Origin of the sequence: Candidatus Poriferisodalis sp. (assembly GCF_965198245.1) — a bacterium.
In the GTDB taxonomy this organism is placed as follows: domain Bacteria; phylum Actinomycetota; class Acidimicrobiia; order Acidimicrobiales; family Poriferisodalaceae; genus Poriferisodalis.
Genome location: NZ_OZ240249.1, coordinates 2662742 through 2681071 on the forward strand (window position 1 = coordinate 2662742; position 18330 = coordinate 2681071).

At 66.2% G+C, this 18330-nt stretch carries 18 protein-coding genes, 1 tRNA gene, 2 pseudogenes and 1 other annotated feature; of the genes and pseudogenes, 16 read left to right on the plus strand and 5 right to left on the minus strand.

Translation table 11 applies throughout. The annotated features are described in order from the left end of the window. Positions 1-40 precede the first annotated feature (40 nt). Entirely contained in the window at positions 41-436 is a 396-nt protein-coding gene (locus ACOCMM_RS11950) for a hypothetical protein (protein WP_419553370.1), read from the minus strand. A gap of 89 nt (positions 437-525) precedes the next feature. On the opposite strand from ACOCMM_RS11950, the gene ACOCMM_RS11955 reads away from it, so the two are divergent. The 4 genes from ACOCMM_RS11955 to ACOCMM_RS11970 all read left to right on the plus strand — a co-directional run bounded on the left by ACOCMM_RS11955 (position 526) and on the right by ACOCMM_RS11970 (position 5594). Continuing rightward, positions 526-598, plus strand: a tRNA-Ala gene (locus ACOCMM_RS11955). 137 nt (positions 599-735) lie between these two features. Beyond that, on the plus strand, positions 736-1887 hold the full coding sequence (locus ACOCMM_RS11960) for a tyrosine-type recombinase/integrase (RefSeq protein WP_419553371.1): 1152 nt from the start codon (positions 736-738) through the stop codon (positions 1885-1887). A gap of 434 nt (positions 1888-2321) precedes the next feature. Next, positions 2322-4568, plus strand: coding sequence for a DEAD/DEAH box helicase (locus ACOCMM_RS11965; protein WP_419553372.1), 2247 nt, complete (start codon positions 2322-2324; stop codon positions 4566-4568). A 33-nt stretch (positions 4569-4601) separates the two neighbouring features. Further along, the gene (locus ACOCMM_RS11970; RefSeq protein ID WP_419553373.1) at positions 4602-5594 is read left to right on the plus strand and encodes a hypothetical protein; all 993 of its coding nucleotides are present in this window, start codon (positions 4602-4604) and stop codon (positions 5592-5594) included. Between the two features lie 316 nt (positions 5595-5910). Here the strand turns inward: ACOCMM_RS11970 and ACOCMM_RS11975 are convergent. Beyond that, positions 5911-6948 (minus strand): annotated as a pseudogene (locus tag ACOCMM_RS11975) (IS110 family transposase); the annotation flags it as partial. Positions 6949-7267: 319 nt separating this feature from the next. Here ACOCMM_RS11975 and ACOCMM_RS11980 point away from each other — a divergent pair. From ACOCMM_RS11980 to ACOCMM_RS12000, 5 genes and pseudogenes are all read left to right on the plus strand, one after another. Next, positions 7268-8308, plus strand: a complete 1041-nt coding sequence (locus ACOCMM_RS11980; protein WP_419553374.1) for an IS110 family transposase — start codon at positions 7268-7270, stop codon at positions 8306-8308. Between the two features lie 184 nt (positions 8309-8492). Beyond that, positions 8493-8819: a transposase gene (locus ACOCMM_RS11985; protein WP_419553375.1), complete on the plus strand. Its 327-nt coding sequence runs from the start codon at positions 8493-8495 to the stop codon at positions 8817-8819. Then, positions 8780-8890 (plus strand) — a sequence feature (AL1L pseudoknot). It overlaps the preceding gene by 40 nt. Further along, positions 8816-9562 (plus strand): IS3 family transposase, encoded by a 747-nt coding sequence (locus ACOCMM_RS11990; RefSeq protein WP_419553376.1) that lies wholly within the window; start codon positions 8816-8818, stop codon positions 9560-9562. It overlaps the preceding feature by 75 nt. The genes ACOCMM_RS11985 and ACOCMM_RS11990 overlap by 4 nt, the downstream gene beginning before the upstream one ends. Next, positions 9472-10863: an IS30 family transposase gene (locus ACOCMM_RS11995; protein WP_419551995.1), complete on the plus strand. Its 1392-nt coding sequence runs from the start codon at positions 9472-9474 to the stop codon at positions 10861-10863. The genes ACOCMM_RS11990 and ACOCMM_RS11995 overlap by 91 nt, the downstream gene beginning before the upstream one ends. A gap of 7 nt (positions 10864-10870) precedes the next feature. Then, a pseudogene (locus tag ACOCMM_RS12000) lies at positions 10871-11194 on the plus strand (integrase core domain-containing protein); the annotation flags it as partial. Between the two features lie 144 nt (positions 11195-11338). Here the strand turns inward: ACOCMM_RS12000 and ACOCMM_RS12005 are convergent. Then, positions 11339-12037: a hypothetical protein gene (locus tag ACOCMM_RS12005; RefSeq protein WP_419553377.1), complete on the minus strand. Its 699-nt coding sequence runs from the start codon at positions 12035-12037 to the stop codon at positions 11339-11341. A gap of 160 nt (positions 12038-12197) precedes the next feature. Between ACOCMM_RS12005 and ACOCMM_RS12010 the strand changes: the two genes are divergently transcribed. From ACOCMM_RS12010 to ACOCMM_RS12035, 6 genes are all read left to right on the plus strand, one after another. Then, positions 12198-12533, plus strand: a complete 336-nt coding sequence (locus tag ACOCMM_RS12010) for a hypothetical protein (protein WP_419553378.1) — start codon at positions 12198-12200, stop codon at positions 12531-12533. Positions 12534-12597: 64 nt separating this feature from the next. Continuing rightward, positions 12598-12900, plus strand: coding sequence for a DUF2442 domain-containing protein (locus ACOCMM_RS12015; protein ID WP_419553379.1), 303 nt, complete (start codon positions 12598-12600; stop codon positions 12898-12900). Positions 12901-12942: 42 nt separating this feature from the next. Continuing rightward, a complete protein-coding gene (locus ACOCMM_RS12020) occupies positions 12943-13932 on the plus strand; it encodes a D-2-hydroxyacid dehydrogenase (protein WP_419553380.1) in 990 nt (329 codons plus the stop codon). Between the two features lie 26 nt (positions 13933-13958). Further along, the gene (locus ACOCMM_RS12025; RefSeq protein ID WP_419553381.1) at positions 13959-14321 is read left to right on the plus strand and encodes a hypothetical protein; all 363 of its coding nucleotides are present in this window, start codon (positions 13959-13961) and stop codon (positions 14319-14321) included. A gap of 18 nt (positions 14322-14339) precedes the next feature. After that, a complete protein-coding gene (locus ACOCMM_RS12030; protein ID WP_419553382.1) occupies positions 14340-15110 on the plus strand; it encodes a hypothetical protein in 771 nt (256 codons plus the stop codon). 44 nt (positions 15111-15154) lie between these two features. Continuing rightward, a complete protein-coding gene (locus ACOCMM_RS12035; RefSeq protein ID WP_419553383.1) occupies positions 15155-15949 on the plus strand; it encodes a 2-keto-4-pentenoate hydratase in 795 nt (264 codons plus the stop codon). 1 nt (position 15950) lies between these two features. Here the strand turns inward: ACOCMM_RS12035 and udp are convergent, their stop codons facing one another. Together udp and ACOCMM_RS12045 are read right to left on the minus strand one after the other, a co-directional pair. After that, on the minus strand, positions 15951-16721 hold the full coding sequence (udp, locus tag ACOCMM_RS12040; RefSeq protein WP_419553384.1) for a uridine phosphorylase: 771 nt from the start codon (positions 16719-16721) through the stop codon (positions 15951-15953). Continuing rightward, positions 16721-17536 (minus strand): alpha/beta hydrolase, encoded by an 816-nt coding sequence (locus ACOCMM_RS12045; RefSeq protein ID WP_419553385.1) that lies wholly within the window; start codon positions 17534-17536, stop codon positions 16721-16723. The genes udp and ACOCMM_RS12045 overlap by 1 nt, the downstream gene beginning before the upstream one ends. Positions 17537-17683: 147 nt before the next feature. On the opposite strand from ACOCMM_RS12045, the gene ACOCMM_RS12050 reads away from it, so the two are divergent. Continuing rightward, positions 17684-18319 carry an alpha/beta hydrolase gene (locus ACOCMM_RS12050; RefSeq protein WP_419553386.1) on the plus strand — a complete coding sequence of 212 codons (636 nt, stop codon included), beginning with the start codon at positions 17684-17686 and terminating at the stop codon, positions 18317-18319. Positions 18320-18330: the final 11 nt, after the last annotated feature.

An 18330-nucleotide genomic window follows, 5' to 3' on the forward strand; every position in this document is an offset into this window, starting at 1 on the left:
TAGCTCGAAGCGTCGGTGACGCAGTGCGGTTGCGTTCTTGTCAGGTGCCGGTGGCGCTCAGCGGGGCGCAGTCCGACTCGCAACCCGTGTCGCTGGCCGGTGTGGCCGGCGTCGCAGGCCGGTGCAGCACCCCAGAGCTCGGCCGGAGCTCCAGTTCGAGGCCATCGGTGCCTTCGATGGTCCGGGCGACGGCGTCCACGATCATCGAGTAGCCGCCCGGCTCATACGGCGGCCACAGCACCGAGATGTTCGGTCGGTCGGCCACGTTGGCGGCTGCGGACCGGCTGGCGCCGCAGCGCAGCACGTCACCGTCGAGGCGCATCGCCAGGTGAGCGATGTGCGGTGTGGCGTCGTCACGCACGGTCAACACGTACGCAGCTATGCCGAAACGCTCCATCTGATTGCCGATGTCGGCCGGCTCCACGGGGATGCTCATGGGTCCGACGTTACGCCCGCAGCGGCTCGTCGCGCACCTCGCCGTCTCCCTCGAATTTCGCCGGCGCGCTGGTATCGTCGTGGAACCTCGGGGCTATAGCTCAGTTGGTAGAGCGCTTCCATGGCATGGAAGAGGTCAGGGGTTCAATTCCCCTTAGCTCCACCCGAGAGACTTGCCAAGAATTCCCAGAAGTTCCCAAAACTACAGGTCAGAGGATATTTCTGGCAAATTGCTTGCTTCGGCAGTTCCCATGCAATAGCGTCAGTTCCCTAGAAAAAGGGAACCAGAAAAGGGAACTCGTGCGACGCTCCAGGCGGCTCACCGCCAAGACAGTCCAACACGCAACGCCGGGCAAGCACGCGGACGGGGATGGGCTCACGCTCGTTGTCAAGACGAGCGGCACCCGGTCGTGGGTCGTGCGCTTGACCGTCGACGGCAAGCAACGCGACGTTGGCATCGGCGGCTACCCCGCAGTCAGCCTCGCCGATGCCCGACTTCGGGCCGCGGACATGCGCGCTGACGCCGCCGAGGGAGGCGATCCACTCGGCCCTCATCAAGCCGACCGTGTGCCGACGTTCGCCACCGCAGCGAAGACGGTCCACGAGATGAACCGGCCGCGCTGGCGCAACAAGCAAGCTGCCAACGAGTGGCTCTCGAGCCTCGAGCGCTATGCGTTTGCCCGCATCGGAAATGCCTCGCTGCACCGCATCGAGCGCAGCGACATCATCGCTGTCCTCTCACCGATCTGGACCACCAAGCCTGAGACGGCGCGGCGTGTGCGCCAGCGCATTCGGAAGGTGATGCAGTATGGGATGGCACACGGATGGGTGGATACCAATCCCGCCGGCGAAGCAATCGACGGTGCACTCCCATCGATGCCCAAGGTCAAGAACCACCAGCGAGCACTCCCCTACTCAGAGGTGGCCGCAGCACTGGACAAGATCACCCAATCCCAGGCGAGCGAAGCGTCGAGGTTGTGCCTGCGCTTCTTGGTTCTGACAGCCGTTCGATCCGGCGAGGCACGAGGGGCTCGCTGGTCCGAAATCGATGTCGAGAGCACCACGTGGACGATTCCCGCTGAACGCATGAAGGCCAACGGTGAGCACCGGGTGCCTCTCAGTAGTCAAGCCCTCGACGTTCTGGAAAAGGCCAAGCCACTCGACGACGGCAGTGGCCTCGTATTCCCCAGCCCACTTCGCCGAGGTGAGCCGCTGAGCTGGCAAGCACTGCTCAAGCTGTTGCGCACCTACGAACTCGACACGACGGTTCACGGCTTCCGATCCGCCTTCAAGACCTGGTGCATCGAACAAACCGCCACCCCCTGGGCCGTCGGTGAAGCCGCCTTGGCGCACGTCGTCGGCAACAGTGTCGAAGCCGCCTACGTCCGTTCAGACCTGTTGGACCAGCGTCGCCAGCTCATGCAGGACTGGGCGGAATTCGTCATACCTTGACGCGCAGTCCATCTCGTTCGGCCGACCGCAGCCAACTGCAGAAACCATCGACGCCTTCCAGACAGCGCTCGACCACCCAGATCCCATCGACATCTGTGCCCGCGCCCGTACCGCGGTCGCCGTCCCACAAGATCACGCGCACACAACCTCACACCGACCGATAACTAGCAGTTCACCGCAGCGCGCTGCCGCTAGCAATCCGCCAGCGAAACGACGCCCCCTCAACTCGGGCTGCGATGACGTCTCCATAGCGACACCGTGGCTCGCTCAGCTGACAGGGACGGACCGTGCGCTGAACCACCGAGCGCCAACGGCCGCCCGGCCGCTGGACTGTCCTTGGCGAGATCCGCTCGAGGTCCTTGTCAGCGTCAATATCCGTACAGTCGGCGGACATTCGCGCGCTCAATGGAGGTCATGATTCCCCGGACGCGATCGTGAGCACCGAAGCGGGTGCGGGCGAAGCGACTGTCGTGCTGCCGCGACGGCTCGCGCTGGACGCGCGCGTCGGCGCCAACAAGCTCCGCCAGCTTGAGGTGGCTGCAGCGCATCACGTGGTAAGGATCTCGCCGGCTCTCCATGCTGGTCGGGTCCCGGTCCTGCAGCTCGAATCGGAGGCCGCCGGTCGCATCCTGATCTGCCCGCGGCGGATCACCCCACCTACCGGGGTTGCTGGGGTTATTCTGAGCGATGGGACCGAGGCTGACCCGCTGAGCTACCTTGAGTATCAGGACTCCTGGCGGTGGCTCGCGCCAAAGCCTCCACGCCCGCAGGATGCACGGAACCTGCCGCAAGTGTGCGAGAGCGTCATAGCGAGCTGGGAAGGCGCCTTCACATTCCGCGAGGCCTCACACTCGAGCGCAGGTCTCCGAACACCTCAGCTCGGCGCGCTTCACGCGCTGGTGGGGTACTGGACAGCGCGCGACGACGTCGCCACCATCGTCATGCCAACAGGTACCGGCAAGACGGACACGATGATCGCGGCCCTCGTACGAGAGCGCCTCACGCCCCTACTCGTCGCCGTCCCTAGCCGCGCTCTTCGGACTCAGCTCGCGGACAAGTTCCTGTCCCTGGGGCTCCTCAAGGACGTCGGTTGCATCTCGTCGTCCGCTGACTATCCGGTGGTCGGCGTCATCGATCGCCGGATCGCGAATGCCGCAGAGGCTCGTGAGCTCTTGGGCAGCTGCAACGTTCTGGTCGCGACTATGCAGGCGCTGACCCAGGCGGTGCCCGAAGTCCAGGCGACCTTGGCCGAGGAAGCGAGCCACCTGTTCATCGATGAGGCTCACCACATCGGAGCGCGGACCTGGGCGGAGTTTCGACAGCTGTTCGCCGATCGGCCAGTAGTGCAGTTCACGGCGACGCCCTATCGCGGCGATGGCCGCCACGTCTCCGGGCGGTCGATTTATGAGTACCCCCTGCGCCTAGCCCAGGCAGCGGGGTACTTCCGACCCATCTCTTTTCACCCGGTGTATGAGTTCGATCCCGGTGCTGCCGACGAACGGATCGCCCAGGCTGCACTCGGGATCCTCGACGAAGACGTGGGGAGTGGCCGCGACCATCTCCTCATGGCGCGCTGCAAGAGCATCACGCGGGCGGAGCATGTGCACGCCCTCTACCAGTCGCTCGGCCGAACTGACGCAGTGCTCGTTCACAGCCAACAGACCCAGTCAGAACAACAAGAAGCGTTCGACGCGATGAACAATCGCCGGTCCCGCATCATCATCTGCGTCGACATGTTTGGCGAGGGGTTCGACCTGCCCGAGCTCAAGGTGGCTGCGCTGCACGATCATCACCGAGGCCTCGCTATCACGCTCCAGTTCATCGGGCGCTTCACGCGTACCACGCCCGACCTCGGTGACGCGAGCGTCGTGGCCAACATCACCGATCCCCGCGTGGAGTCGGCGATCGCCGACCTCTATGCCCAAGACTCTGACTGGAACGGCTTGCTCTCCGAGATCAGCGAGGGGGCGCTCGGTCGACATGCGAGAAGGGCCGAGTTCCTCGACGGCTTCGGAGAAAGCGCTGACGAACTGCCCTTGCAGACCATCTACCCGAAGATGAGCACGGTCGTCTACGAGGTCGACGCGGCGCGGTGGCACCCGGAGCGAATCGGGGAAGCGTTTGATGAGTCGAAGCTGTTCGCCGAACCGGCGATCAACCTCCGAAGCAACGTGGCGGTCGTCATTGCGTTCGACGACGAGAATGTGCCTTGGGGAAACGTGCGTTGGCTTCGAAACACTACCTGGCACCTGTATCTCATCCACTACAACGAGGATCAGCGACTTCTCTTCATCCACAGCTCGGACAACCGTGGTGTCCATAAGGAGCTTGCGGAGGCTGTCGCTGGCGCGGGCGTCAGCCTTGTTGGCGGAGACCGTGTGTTCCGCGTGCTCGGTGGGATCCAACGCCTGGTCGTTGCCAACCTCGGGCTGAAAGCAGCGCTGAACCGTGCGGTGCGTTTCACCATGTACGCGGGACCCGACGTCCGACAGGGCATCAGCGACGCACAGCTTCAGAATCGCGTGGCATCAAACCTATTTGGATTCGGCTACGAAGCCGGCAGCCGCGCAAGTGTTGGCTGCTCCCAGAAGGGACGAATCTGGTCATACCGAGTCGCCGAGGACATCAGCGAGTGGACGCGGTGGTGCGCGGAGATCGGCGACAAGCTGGCCGACAACTAAATCAGGCTCGACGAGCTACTCGCCAACACGTTGATGCCAGAAACCGTCGACAAGCGACCGCCGCTGGTGCCGCTCCATGCCGAGTGGAGCGATCAGATCTGGATTCGCCCTGAGCACACCACTCACATCCTGCAGGGGACAGCGGAGGCAACGCTTCTCGACGTCGAACTCGAGGTCCAGCCACGAGAGGAGACCGGGCCTCTTCTCCTGCAGGTCATCGGAGCTGCCGAGTCGACCTTCGCCATCGACTTCGGCCCGGACGGCGCCTCTTACCGACACGTTGACGGCCCAACCGTGTCAATCCGACGCGGCCCTAGGTGGGTCCCGATCGACGAGTGGTTCCTGCAGGAGCCACCGATCATCCGCTTCCACACGGGCGCGTTCCTAGCCGGCGATCAACTCTTCACTCCGGCGTCCCCCTCGGCGGGATACGACCCAGACAAGATCCAGGCGTGGGACTGGACCCCGACCAACATCAGAAGGGAGTCTCAGGGCGTCGAGCGCGACGCGAGCACGATCCAGCACCGCGTGCTGCAACAACTCGATCGCGACCCGATGTGGGACGTCATCGTGGACGACGACGGCACGGGCGAGGCAGCTGACATCGTCGCGATCGCCGCCGACCTCGAGGCGGAGCGGCTGCGGATTCACCTCTATCACTGCAAGTACTCAGCAGGACCCGGTCCCGGAGCGCGGGTCGAGGACCTCTACGAGGTCTGCGGCCAGGCGCAGAAGTCCGTCCACTGGAAACAGGACCGCCACCACCTCATCGAACACCTGAAACGACGCGACGCATCACGAAGCGCACGGCACAACGTGAGCCGGTTCGAACGAGGGTCACAGGAGGTCCTCAACCGGGTGGCCCACCAACTCCCCTACCTCGTACCCGAGTTCGAGGTCTTCATCGTCCAGCCCGGCCTCTCAAAGTCAAGCGTGAGCCAGGCACAGCTCGACCTCCTCGCCACCACAGAGCTCTATCTCTCCGAGACCTACGCCGTCCCTTTGACCGTCATCGGCAGCGAATAGCAGACGACGTCCCGGGGACCCATGCACCACTTGGAGAACGCTGGAAAGTTCCGTGCTGACGCCAAGACTCATGGTTCACAACGCCCCCACCAGCAGTGCAATCGGAGCACCGGGTGGGTGATGCTCCTATGGTTCGTCAAGCGGCGGTTTGGTGGGTGTTGAGCCAGTTTCGGTAGGCGGGCAGGAGCCGGTGGTGGGGTGCTTTGCCGCGTTCGATGGCGCTGATGGTGGCGGGCCAGGTGTTGAGCTGGTCGGCGACGTGGGCGAGGCTGTGTCCGGTGGCGTGTCGTCGTGCTCGCAGGTCGGCGACGACGGGGGCGGGTTGGGGTTTGGTGAGCAGCGCGAAGACTTCTCGGGCGATGTAGCGCTTGAGGCAGCGGATGATCTCGCGTCGGCTTTTGCCCTCGGTCTGTCGGCGGGCGGCGTAGGCGCGGGTGCGTTCGCAGGTGGCGAGGCGGACCATGGCGATGCGCCACAGGGCATGGTTGGCCTGGCGGTTGCCTCCTTGGTTGAGGCGGTGCCGTGTGGTCTTGCCCGAGGACGCCTCGACGGGGCTGGCGCCGCACAGGGCGGCGAATGCTGCTTCGCTTGTGAGCCGGTCGGGGTTGTCGCCGGCTGTGGTGAGCAGGATCGACGCGACGTCGGGGCCGATGCCTTTGGCGGCTCGCAGCGCTGGGCCCGCAGCGGCGGTGAGCCGGTCGAGGTGTTCTCGCAGCTCGCCGAGATCAGCGGCGAGGGACTCGTATTGGCGGGCCAGGGTGCGCAATGCGAGCTTGGCGGCCTGGGCAGGGTCGGCGACGTCGCCGGGGCGGAACCTGGCGCAGCGCTGGGCTCTTTGGGCTGCGGTGAGCGGCTCGAGCTCGCTGCGCAGCTGCTCGGGAGCGGTCACGATCAGATCCCGGACCTGGTTGGAGATGCGGGTGAGATGATCCCGCGTCGAGCACAACGCGACCCGGATCTGGCGGATCGACTCCACCGTGCCGTCGCCGCCCTTGGGCGCAGATGTCCGCTCGTCGCTCAAAGCCGCCAGCGCAGCAGCCTCAGCGTCCACGGTGTCGGACTTGCCGCGGCGACGCCGCATCTGACGGTCCGGCCGGGTCACCTCGACCACCTCGACACCCGCGGCCCACAGGTGCCGGCACAGGCCCGCCCCATAGGAGCCGGTGCCCTCGATGCCGACCCGCACCAGCGGCCCGAATGACTCCAGCCACCCCCGCAGACCTCGATACCCGTCAAGATCCGCCGCGAACGACGCCGCTGCGAGCACCCGGCCTGCCTGGTCGGCCGCCGCAGCGACATGAACGTCTTTGTGAGTGTCGACGCCCCCATAGACGCCGACCGGACCATCAGCCATGATGAACCCCTGCCCTTCTCCCGAATCGGGTGAGCGAGGCACCACCGGCCGGGACGGCGGACAGGACAGCCACGGTGCATAGCCAAGGCTCCTGACTTGTTTGAGTGGGGCCAGCATCCCGGTCCTGACGGGGACGTAGGGTGCGAGGTCGGTGACCGGTTGGGCTCTCACGCTCCTTGCCCACTTCGGTGTGGCTCTCTCATAGCGTGTCCGGCCGGTCGCCGCCCGCTGCGGCGTGGCTCAATAGAGGCGTGATCGTTTCCTGAATTCAGGTTGCCCGCCGTAGACGCCAGTTGTCCGGCAACCGAAGGAGCGACAAATGACGGTGGTCATTGGTATCGACCCGCACAAGGCTTCCCACACGGCGACCGCGATCGGTCCCGGGTCCGTCGAGGCCGCCACGATCAGGCTGCGAGCGGCCCGCTCGACACCGCAGGAGTTGTTGAGCTGGGCGGCCCGGTGGCCCGAGCGTCGCTGGGCGATTGAAGGCGCCCGCGGCCTGGGCCAGTTGCTGGCCCAGCAACTCGTCGCCGCCGGTGAGCATGTTGTCGATGTGCCCGCGACGCTCTCGGCGCGGGTGCGGACCCTCGACACGGGCCACGGCCGCAAGACCGACCGCATCGACGCCGCCGCGGTAGCGCTCGTCGCCACCCAGCGCCCCGATCTGCCCCGCGTCGCCGCGGACGATCACCACTGCGTGCTGCGGCTGCTGTCGGATCGGCGCGACGATCTGACCAGGGAACGGCGCCGCACGATCAACCGGCTGCACCGACACCTGCGCGACCTGATCGCCGGCGGCGCGCCAACCCAGCTCAGCGCCAAGACCGCCGCAGGACTACTCGCCAAAGTGCGCCCCGGAGACGGCGTCGAAGCCGAACGCAAGCAGATGGCCCGAGACCTCCTCGCCGACGTGCGGCGCCTCGACGGTGCCCTCGCGGAGAACCGGCGCCGCTGCGTAGCCGCCGTCGCCGCCAGCGGCACCACCCTGACCCAGCTCGCCGGGATCAGCGACGTGCTCGCCGCCAAGATCTCCGGCCACATCGGCGACATCGGCCGGTTCCCCAGCGCCGACCACCTCGCCAGCTACGCGGGCACCGCACCCATCGAAGCCAGCAGCGGCGACGTCATCCGTCACCGACTCTCCCGACGCGGCAACCGCCAACTCAACAACGCCATCTACCTCGCCGCCCACACCCAGACCATCCGCCCCGGACCCGGCCGCGACTACTACCAGCGCCGACGCGACGCCGGCAACAGCCGCAACGAAGCCCTCCGAGCGCTCAAACGACAACTCACCAGAACCATCTACCGCACCCTCACCGCCGACGCCGCCCGCGCCCACCACAACGCCGCGACTTGACATAGAGGCGCTATCAAGTCACGTCCGCCCGACCGGCCGGTGCGCGCCAGCGAACGGGACACCGAGCCGACAGATCACCGACAAGGCACAAAGCCCGTCACACCCCGAGTCAAACCCAGGCCCGAACGCCAGCCTGAACCTCACCGGCTATTGCGCAGGCTCCGACCCTTGAGAGGATGGGGCCATGTCAGAGCAGAGACGTCGGGGGAAGTATCCGGACGAGTTGCGTGAGCGTGCGGTGCGGATGGTCTTGGAGGCCCAGCGGGATTGCGGGTCGCAGTGGGAGGCGATCTCGTCGGTGGCCGACAAGCTGGGGCCGACGCCTGAGACGGTGCGCAAGTGGGTGCGCCGCTGTGAGGTCGACGAGGGGCGCCGGCCGGGGCTCACGAGCGATGAGCGTGAGCGGCTCAAGCGTGTGGAGCGCGAGAACCGGGAGTTGCGCCGCGCGAATGAGATCTTGAAGTCTGCGTCGGTTTTCTTCGCGGCCGAGCTCGACGGCCGGACACGATGATGGCCTTCATTGACGCCAACCGGGAACGGTTCGGGGTCGAGCCGATCTGCAGAGCCTTGCAGTTCGCCCCGTCCACGTATTGGTCCGCCAAGCGCCGCCCGCCCTCGGCGCGTTCGGTGCGCGACTCCGGGCTCAAGGCTGAGATCGCTCGGGTGCATGCGGAGAACTTCGGGGTCTATGGGGCGCCGAAAGTGTGGGCGCAGCTCAACCGCGAGGGGCATCGGGTGGCTCGCTGCACCGTGGAGCGGCTGATGCGCGACCTGGGACTGCGCGGCGCCACCAGAGGGCAGCCGAGGCGCACCACCGTCGCCGACGCCGCAGCTGAGCGTCCGGGGGACCTCGTCGAGCGCCGCTTCAGCGCTGCGGCGCCGAACCGGCTGTGGGTAGCGGACATCACCTATGTGCGCACCTGGTCGGGGTTCGTCTACGTGGCCTTCGTCACCGACGCCTTCAGCCGCCGCATCGTGGGCTGGCAGGCGTCGAGATCGCTGCGCAGCGACCTCGCGATCAACGCGCTCGAACAGGCCCTATGGGAACGCAGCCGAGCCGGCGCCGGCCTCGACGGTCTGGTCCACCACTCCGACCGCGGCACCCAGGCCGGATTCAAGTGGTCGTCGCAACACCTCGATGATGGAGGTGTCAGGTGGGGACCATGCGGGAAAGGCAGCGGGAGGTTCAGCTGTATCGAGGCCAGGTGCCGTCGCCAGGGCGGCCGACGGTTGCGTGGCGGCAGGACCGGGTGAGGTTCTGGGCGGCGATCGCTCGTGGGGACAAGACCGGCGTCGCGGCGGCTGTCGCGGGGGTGTCATCGCCGGTTGGGTTCCGGTGGTTCCGCCACGCTGGCGGTGTGAACCCATGCCTTGCCCCGACGGTGTCGGGCCGATATCTGTCATTCGGCGAGCGCGAAGAGATTGCGCTGTATCGGGCCCAGGGTGTCGGCGTGCGCGAGATCGCCCGCCGGCTGGGCCGGAGCCCGTCGACGATCTCGCGGGAGCTGCGTCGGAACGCGTCGACGAGGACCTGGCGTGTCGAGTACAAAGCGACGATCGCCCAGTGGCATGCCGAGCGCCGCGCTCGGCGGCCCAAGGCGGCCAAGCTCGCCTCCAACGACCGGCTCCGCAGCTATGTCCAGGACCGCCTGTCGGGGCGGGTCAGGGCATCCGATGGCCGGGTGCTGGGCCCCGAGGGTCCGCAGTGGAACGGCAAGAACAAGCCGCATCGTGGCGACCGCGGCTGGGTGCAAGCCTGGAGCCCAGAGCAGATCTCGAACCGTCTGCGGGTCGATTTCCCCGATGATGAGTCCATGCGGATCTCCCATGAAGCGATCTACCAGGCCCTCTATGTGCAAGGCCGCGGAGCGCTGCAGCGCGAGCTGGTCGCCTGCCTGCGCAGCGGGCGCGCCTTGCGGGTGCCGCGGGCCCGGGCCCGCCAGACCGCGTGGGCTCACGTCACACCCGAGGTGATGATCAGCCAACGGCCCCCAGAAGTCGAGGACCGAGCCGTCCCCGGACACTGGGAAGGCGACCTGATCATCGGACTGAAACGCTCAGCGGTCGGCACCCTCGTCGAGCGCACTACCCGGTTCACGATGCTGATCCACCTGCCACGCGCCGAGGGCTACGGCGTCATCCCCCGCACCAAGAACGGGCCGGCCCTCGCCGGCTACGGCGCCCTCACCATGAAGGACGCGCTCGCAGCGTCGATGACCACGCTGCCCGAACAGCTGCGCCGGTCACTGACCTGGGACCGCGGCAAGGAGCTCTCAGCCCACGCCGCGTTCACCGTCGAGACCAACATCGCGGTCTACTTCGCCGACCCCAAGAGCCCCTGGCAGCGAGGAACCAACGAGAACACCAACGGACTGTTGCGCCACTACTTCCCCAAAGGCACCGACCTGTCCCGATGGACCGCACAAGAGATCAACGCCGTCGCCCACACGCTCAACACCCGGCCACGCAAGACCCTCGGCTGGCGCACACCCGCCGAAGCCCTCGACGAACACCTACGATCCCTCCAACAACCCGGTGTTGCGACGACCGGTTGAATCCGGCCAGTACCTGTCCATCCGCTACACCGAACGGCTCGCCGCCAACGACATCGCCGCGTCGGTGGGATCGGTCGGAGACAGCTACGACAACGCCTTGGCCGAGTCCACGATCGGGCTCTACAAGACCGAGCTAGTCCGCAACCGCGGACCCTGGCGCGGCCTCGACGACCTCGAGCTGGCCACTCTGGAATGGGTCGACTGGTTCAACAACCGGCGCCTGCACCACCACAACACCGGCCGCGTCCCGCCCGCCGAAGCCGAAGACCTCCACTACCGTCAACAACACTCAACCCGCCAAAGCGAGACTCACAACAAACAGCCTGCGTGAAACCCGGTGAGGTTCACTCAGGGCCGATTTGAGCTTGACAAGGGCCTCAGCTTCCGGTTTGTGTGAGTAACGCGATCAGCTTCCCCACCGACCTTCGATTCCTAACAGCGATCGTCCTCGCGCCGTCCAGAAATGACATCACGATTAATCATGATCTGGATTGCGCAACGTATCGTCGGGCTCCCAGCCGCTGAAGCACCAGCCAATCTCGCGGCACGCCTGGGCTGGCCTGCTGCGAGGCGCTCGACGTAACTGGTCTCGGAGCGCTCGCTCGAGGTCGGCTACAGGCGGCGGATGATCTCGCCACGTCAAACTGTCGTAGTCGTCCGGCGGCTCTGGTGCGCTCTGCCCGGCGGGCAGGTAGCCGTAGAGATCGAATGATCTGCGCTGCAATGCGGCGAGGACATGGGCATGGCGCTTAACGTCGGTCAGCTTCGCCAAGAACGCTGGGGTCACGCAGATATTCCAGAGGGCCGTGTAGATCGCCGGGTCGGCCGAATACATGTCGGACTCAGTGGCGACCGTGAATAGGTGATTGAACTGCACGTCTGGTCCCCGGCGCTGTTGGGCCGCCCACACGAAGGCATCCGTCGGGCTGCGGTTGTCGTCCAGCATCACCCGACCGCCGTATGGCCGTTCGATGATGCGGCCCCGTCGAGCCATGTCCTTTGTGCGTGTCACGGGAAACAGCGCTTCGCCGTGCGCTTGCGCGACAGTCTCGGGGTGCAGGAACACCGTGTGTTCGGCCACCGCCTCGATCAGCGTCCGATAACCGGCGCGCACCAACACAGCTTCTAGGGACTTGACGCCGTCGAGAATCTGCTCGTTTTCCAAGACCGGCACCACCTTTGGCCCGCGTTACCGATGGAAGCGACTCCAACCCGGCACCAGCCGACGCAGCGTGCCGAATCTTGACCCCGAACGTGGCACGCTACTGATGTGGAGTTCCGGCGAGCACTGGACCGGCGCAGCCACAGTCCTACCGACATATCGACATCTGACTATGACCACCCAAACATTCACCCTGATCGTTGAAGGCACCGATCTTCAATCAGACGAACTCGTCGATGACTTGTTCGAGGCCGGCTGCGACGATGCTCTGATCAGCCGGGCCAGCGGCATCCAGTTCGCCGACTTTGACCGCGATGCCGACTCTCTTCACGAAGCTGTTCTGTCCGCCATCGCCGAACTCAAGTCCATTGCTGGCATCACTGAGGTACGCCTCGCCGACCCCGGTTGGGAGTCCATGGCCGAGACCGTCGATGCCCTGCATCAGGCCCAGAATCTCGACGAACTGACTGAGTACTCCGACGTCGACGAACTCAAGGCGACGCTGTAGCTCGCAGCGATCCTGCGTGCGACGAACCGCATGCCCGTCATCGGGCCCACGTAGGGTCGTCTGCATGGATCTGTTGCGGCCACCTCAGGCTGTCGAGGTTGAAGCGCGGCAGCCGTTCAGGTTGTGGATCAGATTCGACGACGGCGTGAGCGGCATCGTCAATCTGGCCGAGTGGTCGACCCGAGGGGTCTTCACAGCTTGGTCGGACGCGACCTTCTTCAAGACTGCGCATGTGCGGCCGTACGGGGCAATTGCCTGGGGCAAGGGCGATGCGCTCGAACTCGACCAAACGGCCATGTACTTAGACCTCACTGGTAAGAGCTTCGAAGACTTGCACCCGAAACCGTGGCCCGACCTGGTGAACTGAGATCAACGCAATCTCGTCAGTGGCTGATAGACCCGGCCTGACATGAGTTCGTCGGCCAAGTTCGTGTTGATGGCGCAGCCCTCGGCGCCGGCGATCCCGCACCATGAGGTGCTGGAGCAATGGGCGGCCGAGCTCCGGGTCGAGTTCGAGGGACTCGCGGTCGTCATCGCTGCGACCGAAGAGGAGATTCTCGAACAGCTCAACGACGCCGACGCGGCGTACGGCGTGCTGCCGCAGGGCTGGCATGCGCCAAAGCTGCGCTGGCTGCAGGCCCCGATGGCCAATCCCCCGCTCGGCTACTTCACGCCCGAGCTCGCCGCCCACCCGGTCGTCGTCACCAACATGCGCGGCGTCTACAACGACCACATCGCCACCCACGTGATGGCGTTCCTGCTCGCCTTCGCCCGTGGGTTGCCGCACTACGCCATCAGCCAGCGCAACCGGGAGTACCGGGGCGGGCTTGCGCCGGTCCTGCACCTCGCCGATGCGACCGTGCTGTTCATCGGCGCCGGCGGCGTGGCTCACCAGGCCGCTCGTTACCTGAAGCCGTGGGGACCGAGAGTCGTGGCCGTCGACGCCCGACCCGAGTCCACCGCCGGCGGCGCCATCGATGCCGTGTTCGGCGCAGACGAGCTCAAGGCGCAGCTGCCGCTGGCCGACGCGGTCGTGATGACCGTTCCCCACACTGCCGAGTCCGAGGGAATGCTCCGCCGGGCGCAGTTCGCGCTGATGAAACCCACGGCAGTGTTCATCAACATCGGGCGCGGCATGACCGTCGTGCTCGACGACCTCGTCGACGCACTCGAAGCCGGCGAGCTGGCGGGCGCCGGCCTCGACGTCTTCGACCAGGAGCCGCTGCCGCCCGACCACCGGATCTGGACGCTGCCCAACGTGCTCATCACGCCGCACGTGGCGATGGTCGGCCCCGACATCGACCAGCGTCGCTTCGAGCTCGTCGCCGACAACTGCCGCCGGCTGCTCGCCGGCGAACCGCTGCGCTACGTCGTCGCCGACAAGATTCTCGGCTTCTGACCTCGGTGGCACTGCAACCCATGACGGTGAGCGAAGCACCCCCCAAGGAGCTGCAGGCCGCTTCGGAGGCCGCCCTTGAGTGGACCAATGCAACACAGGGGTCGCACTACGAGATCACCGGCATCATCGATGCCGAAGACACTGTGGCACAAGCGCGCAATGGGTCCTTCGAGCTGGGCTTGGTGCTGTGCGACGGCGACGTCTGTGCCCGCGAGCAGGTGCTGGTCGAGCAATCGGCCGAGGGCTTTCGAGTGTCGGCCGCCGACGTTGACGACCCACTGATCCCGCCGCTGCTCGATCCCCCGATCGGGGTTCGCACCGGGTGGCTCAACACCCAACTCGACAAGCACAAGTTTGTCGTCTTGGTGTTCTACCGCGGCCTGTGGTGACCTCCCTGCCGTCGCGAGTTGCGCGGCTTCGAAAAGTCGGGGGTCGTCGAGGAGATCCGGGCTGCGGGAGGCGAGATCTTCGCCGTCTCCAGTGAGCCCCAGAGTCTCGCGAGCGAAGCACAGGACACATGGGAACTGAGCTATCAGGCGGTAGGCGACCCCCACCACGAGATCCTCGGCGACTGCCGCGAGGCTGGCCGGTTCGATCTCTACATCGGCGACGGCGCAATATTGGAGCGACACTGGTCGTCACACCCGAACGGCATCTTCCAGGCCGGGATCCTGGCCCTCGCCGAGGACCGACGAGTGCTGTACCGGTGGCACTGTCGCCCCACTCATCAGAACCGCGGTGGCGCCTCCGGCCGAGTCACCGCCTCGCATATGTGGTCTCGCATCCAAGACGGACTCGCCATCGACACCGACGCGCCATGGGACACCGATCCCCCACTGGACGCCCCGGAGGCCTTCTGGCCGTACTTCGTCGCTCAGCTGTTCGCCCACGGCTGGTTCATCAAGCCGAAGCGATTCCCACTCGGCCGACCAGACGACAAGCCGTCTGCGCGTGTGTCCGCGATGAAACCACGACTCATCGGATTCGCTGCTGCATGGGCCATCTGCTTCGTGCTCCTGCCAGCTCGCCGAGTCCTCCTCGCCCTGATCGGCTACGCCGCGGCTATCACACCGGCCGTCCGCAGAATGAACCGCGAGTTCCAGCACGTTCCCGCCGGCGGCACGCCCGAGCCCGGCAGGCGAACCCTCGGCACCGAGCCTCCGCAACCCCACCCTTGACAGCCGAGCCACTGAGGCGACCTCAAACCGAGGAGTAAGTCACGATGTTGAAACAGACTGAGGCGAACGATCTGGCAGGCCGGTACCTCGCCGAACTCGACGCTCGGGCACAGCATCGTTCATTCGCCGATCTCGCCACCGACCAGTCACTCGACGCGGCCTACGCGGTCCAGGACGCCTTTCACCGGCTGCTGGGCGAGCGGGGCCGCAAGATCGCCGGATACAAAGTTGCCCTCACTTCTCGGGCGATGCAGGAGTTCGTCGGCGTCGACGAGCCGCTCGCCGGTGCGGTGTTCGACCACGTGGTGCACGCCTCGCCCGCCGCTGTGCGGCTCAACGATCACCGCCACCTGGGTGTCGAGTTCGAGGTCGCCGTGCGCATGGGAGCCGATCTCACCGCTGATGCGGGCCCCCATACCCGCGAGAGCGTCGCGGACGCCGTCGGTGCCTGCCATGCGTCATTCGAGCTGGTTGAGGACCGCAACGCCGACTACAGCAGTCTGAACGTGTTCGATCTGGTCGCTGAGAACGCCTGGAACGCCGCAGTTGTCCTCGCTGATGCCGTCACCGAATGGCGCTCAGTCGACCTGGTCGACGCAGCCACCCGCCTGACGCTCAACGGCGAGCCGGCGGGCGAAGGCCGCACGGGAGATGCGCTCGGTCATCCGCTCGAGGCCGTGGCTTTTCTGGCCAACAACCTCAACTCCCGGGGCCAGAGCTTGCGCGCAGGCCAGTTCGTGATGACCGGCAGCAGCATCGTCACCCAGTTCCCGTCTGCGGGCGACGAGCTGGTGTTCACGATCGAAGGCCTCGGCGAGGTCAGCCTGAGCTGTCACTAGTTCAGGAAGCGAGCAGGCGACGGGCGGCTTCGACGACCACGCCCACTGCCTGCTCCTCGGTGGCAGCGATGCGGTCCTCGTCGACGACGGCCTCCGAGGTGGTGCGCTGGGCGATCACCCCGGCGACGCACCCAGCCCGCCAGCCGTTGGCCGCGCACATCGTGAACAGCGTGGCCGACTCCATCTCGTAGTTGAGCACCCCGATACGACGCCACTCGGCCAGGCTGCCCCGCAGCCACGGCACGACGTCACCGGCGACCGTGTCGTAGCGCTCCTGGCCGGGATAGAAGGTGTCGCACGATGCCGTGATGCCGACCTGATGAGGGGCATGGAGGGCGACCGCTGCATCGACCAAGGCCCGGGTGCACTCGAACGACGAGGCGGCCGGGTACTCCAGCGGTGCGAAGTGCCGGCTCGCCCCGTCCAGGCGAACCGCTGCCTGGGTGATGACCAGGTGACCGATCAGCAGATCGGGCTGAATCGAACCGGTGGTGCCGACCCGTAGGAATGTCCTCACACCGAGCTGGCCCAGCTCCTCGACAGCAACCGACGTCGACGGCCCGCCGACGCCGGTCGAGCACACCACCACCGGCGCGCCGTCGATCGACGCCCGGTAGGTCGTGAACTCCCGGTTCGAGGCCAAATGGGCCGGCTCGGCCATCGTCTCGGCGATCCGCTCCACCCGGGCCGGGTCTCCCGGCACGATCGCCAACGAGGCCCCGCCCAGATCGGCGGCACTCACACCGAGGTGCATCACGTTCCCGTCGCTCATCACCCGACCCTATTTCTCCGATTGGCGGCCACCCGAGCGATGAATGCGGCGATCTCGTCGATCACCTCGTCTCGATTCGTCTCGTTCACGAGCTCATGACGGGCGCCTTCGTACAGTCGGATCGTCTTGTCGTGGGCCGGCATCGCCTGGACCGCCGCCAATGAGGTGCGGTAGTCGACAAAGGGATCGTCGGTGCCGTGGCAGAACAGGACCGGCATCGTGAGCAGATCGATATTGGCTCCAAAGAGGTCTAACGCGACCATCTCAGCTTCGAGCAACGGCCGCTTGTACCGCTCCCGGTAGATGAGCGGGTCGGTGGAGTAGGCCTCGACCGCCGCTTCGTCGCGGGACATTCCCGAGAAGTCGGTCGTGGCCGGCGGCAGCTCCGGTCGCGCCAAGGCCTCGCGAGCCCAGTTCCAGTCCCCGATCACCGCGCCCAGCAAGACGATGCCTGCGACCTCGTTCGGGTACTGCTGGGCGAACCGTGATGTGAGCAATCCACCCATCGAGTGTCCGATCATTACGACGGGCAGCCCTGGGTGATCAGCCAGAGCGATATCCACCAGCGTCCGCAAATCGGCGACCACATGGGAGAAATCAGTGAGCAGCGCCCGCTCGCCTTCGCTGTGGCCGTGCCCGATGTGATCTGGTCCGTAGACCACTGCGCCGTCCGCAGTGAGCCGCTCGGCGACATGGCGGTACCGAGCTGCGTACTCGGCGTAGCCATGCACGACCATCACGATGCGGCGCGGAGCGCCCTCGGGCGCCCATCGCTCGTAGTGAATCGAACCTTCTGACCCAGCGAACACCGACACGGGCGCGGTTCTAGCAGCCCCGGCCACCGGCATTTCGGGCCTCCGCCGGCAACGCGAGTGAGCCGGCACAACTCATCCGATTTTCGGGGCACGGGTAGCCTCGCCACTCAGGTTCATCGGACGACGAGCACAGGAGCGCGCCGCGCCATGCCACTGACCCAGTACCGCATCGACCGCGACGGCGCCGACCGTCTCCTCTTCCTCATGCACGGCTACACCGCCGAGCAGCACCACCTTGCGTCGTACGTGCCGTTGGTGGATCCAGACGAGCGCTTCACCGCGATCGCGCCGCGGGGACCGATCGACATGCCCGACGGCGACGGCGCAGGCTGGTGGTCTATCGACCTCGAGACATTCGAAATGGATCTCTCACAGTTCGTGCCGTCGCTCGAGATGCTCGAGTCGTTCATCGCGGACGAGGCCGGCAAGACAGGCGTACCACTCGAGCGGTGCATCGTGGGCGGCTTCAGCCAAGGCGGCTACCTGTCGCTGGCGCTGGTCGGCAGGCCCGGCGCGCCCCGCTACGCCGGCGTGTGGGCCATCTGCTGCGGCCTTCCCAGCGCACCAGGTCTCGACCTCGACCTGTCGGGCGGCGACGGCCGACCGGCGCTGTTCCAGTGGGGAACCCGCGACATCTTCATCGGCCAAGACCAGCCCAAGGAAGTGATCGCAGCCCTAGGCGACGGCAGGTGGGACTTGCGGCACCACGCCTACGACATGGCGCACAGCCAGACCATCGAAATGATGGTCGACGCCCGCGACTGGCTCGCCGGCGTCCTCTGAGGCCACCGGCG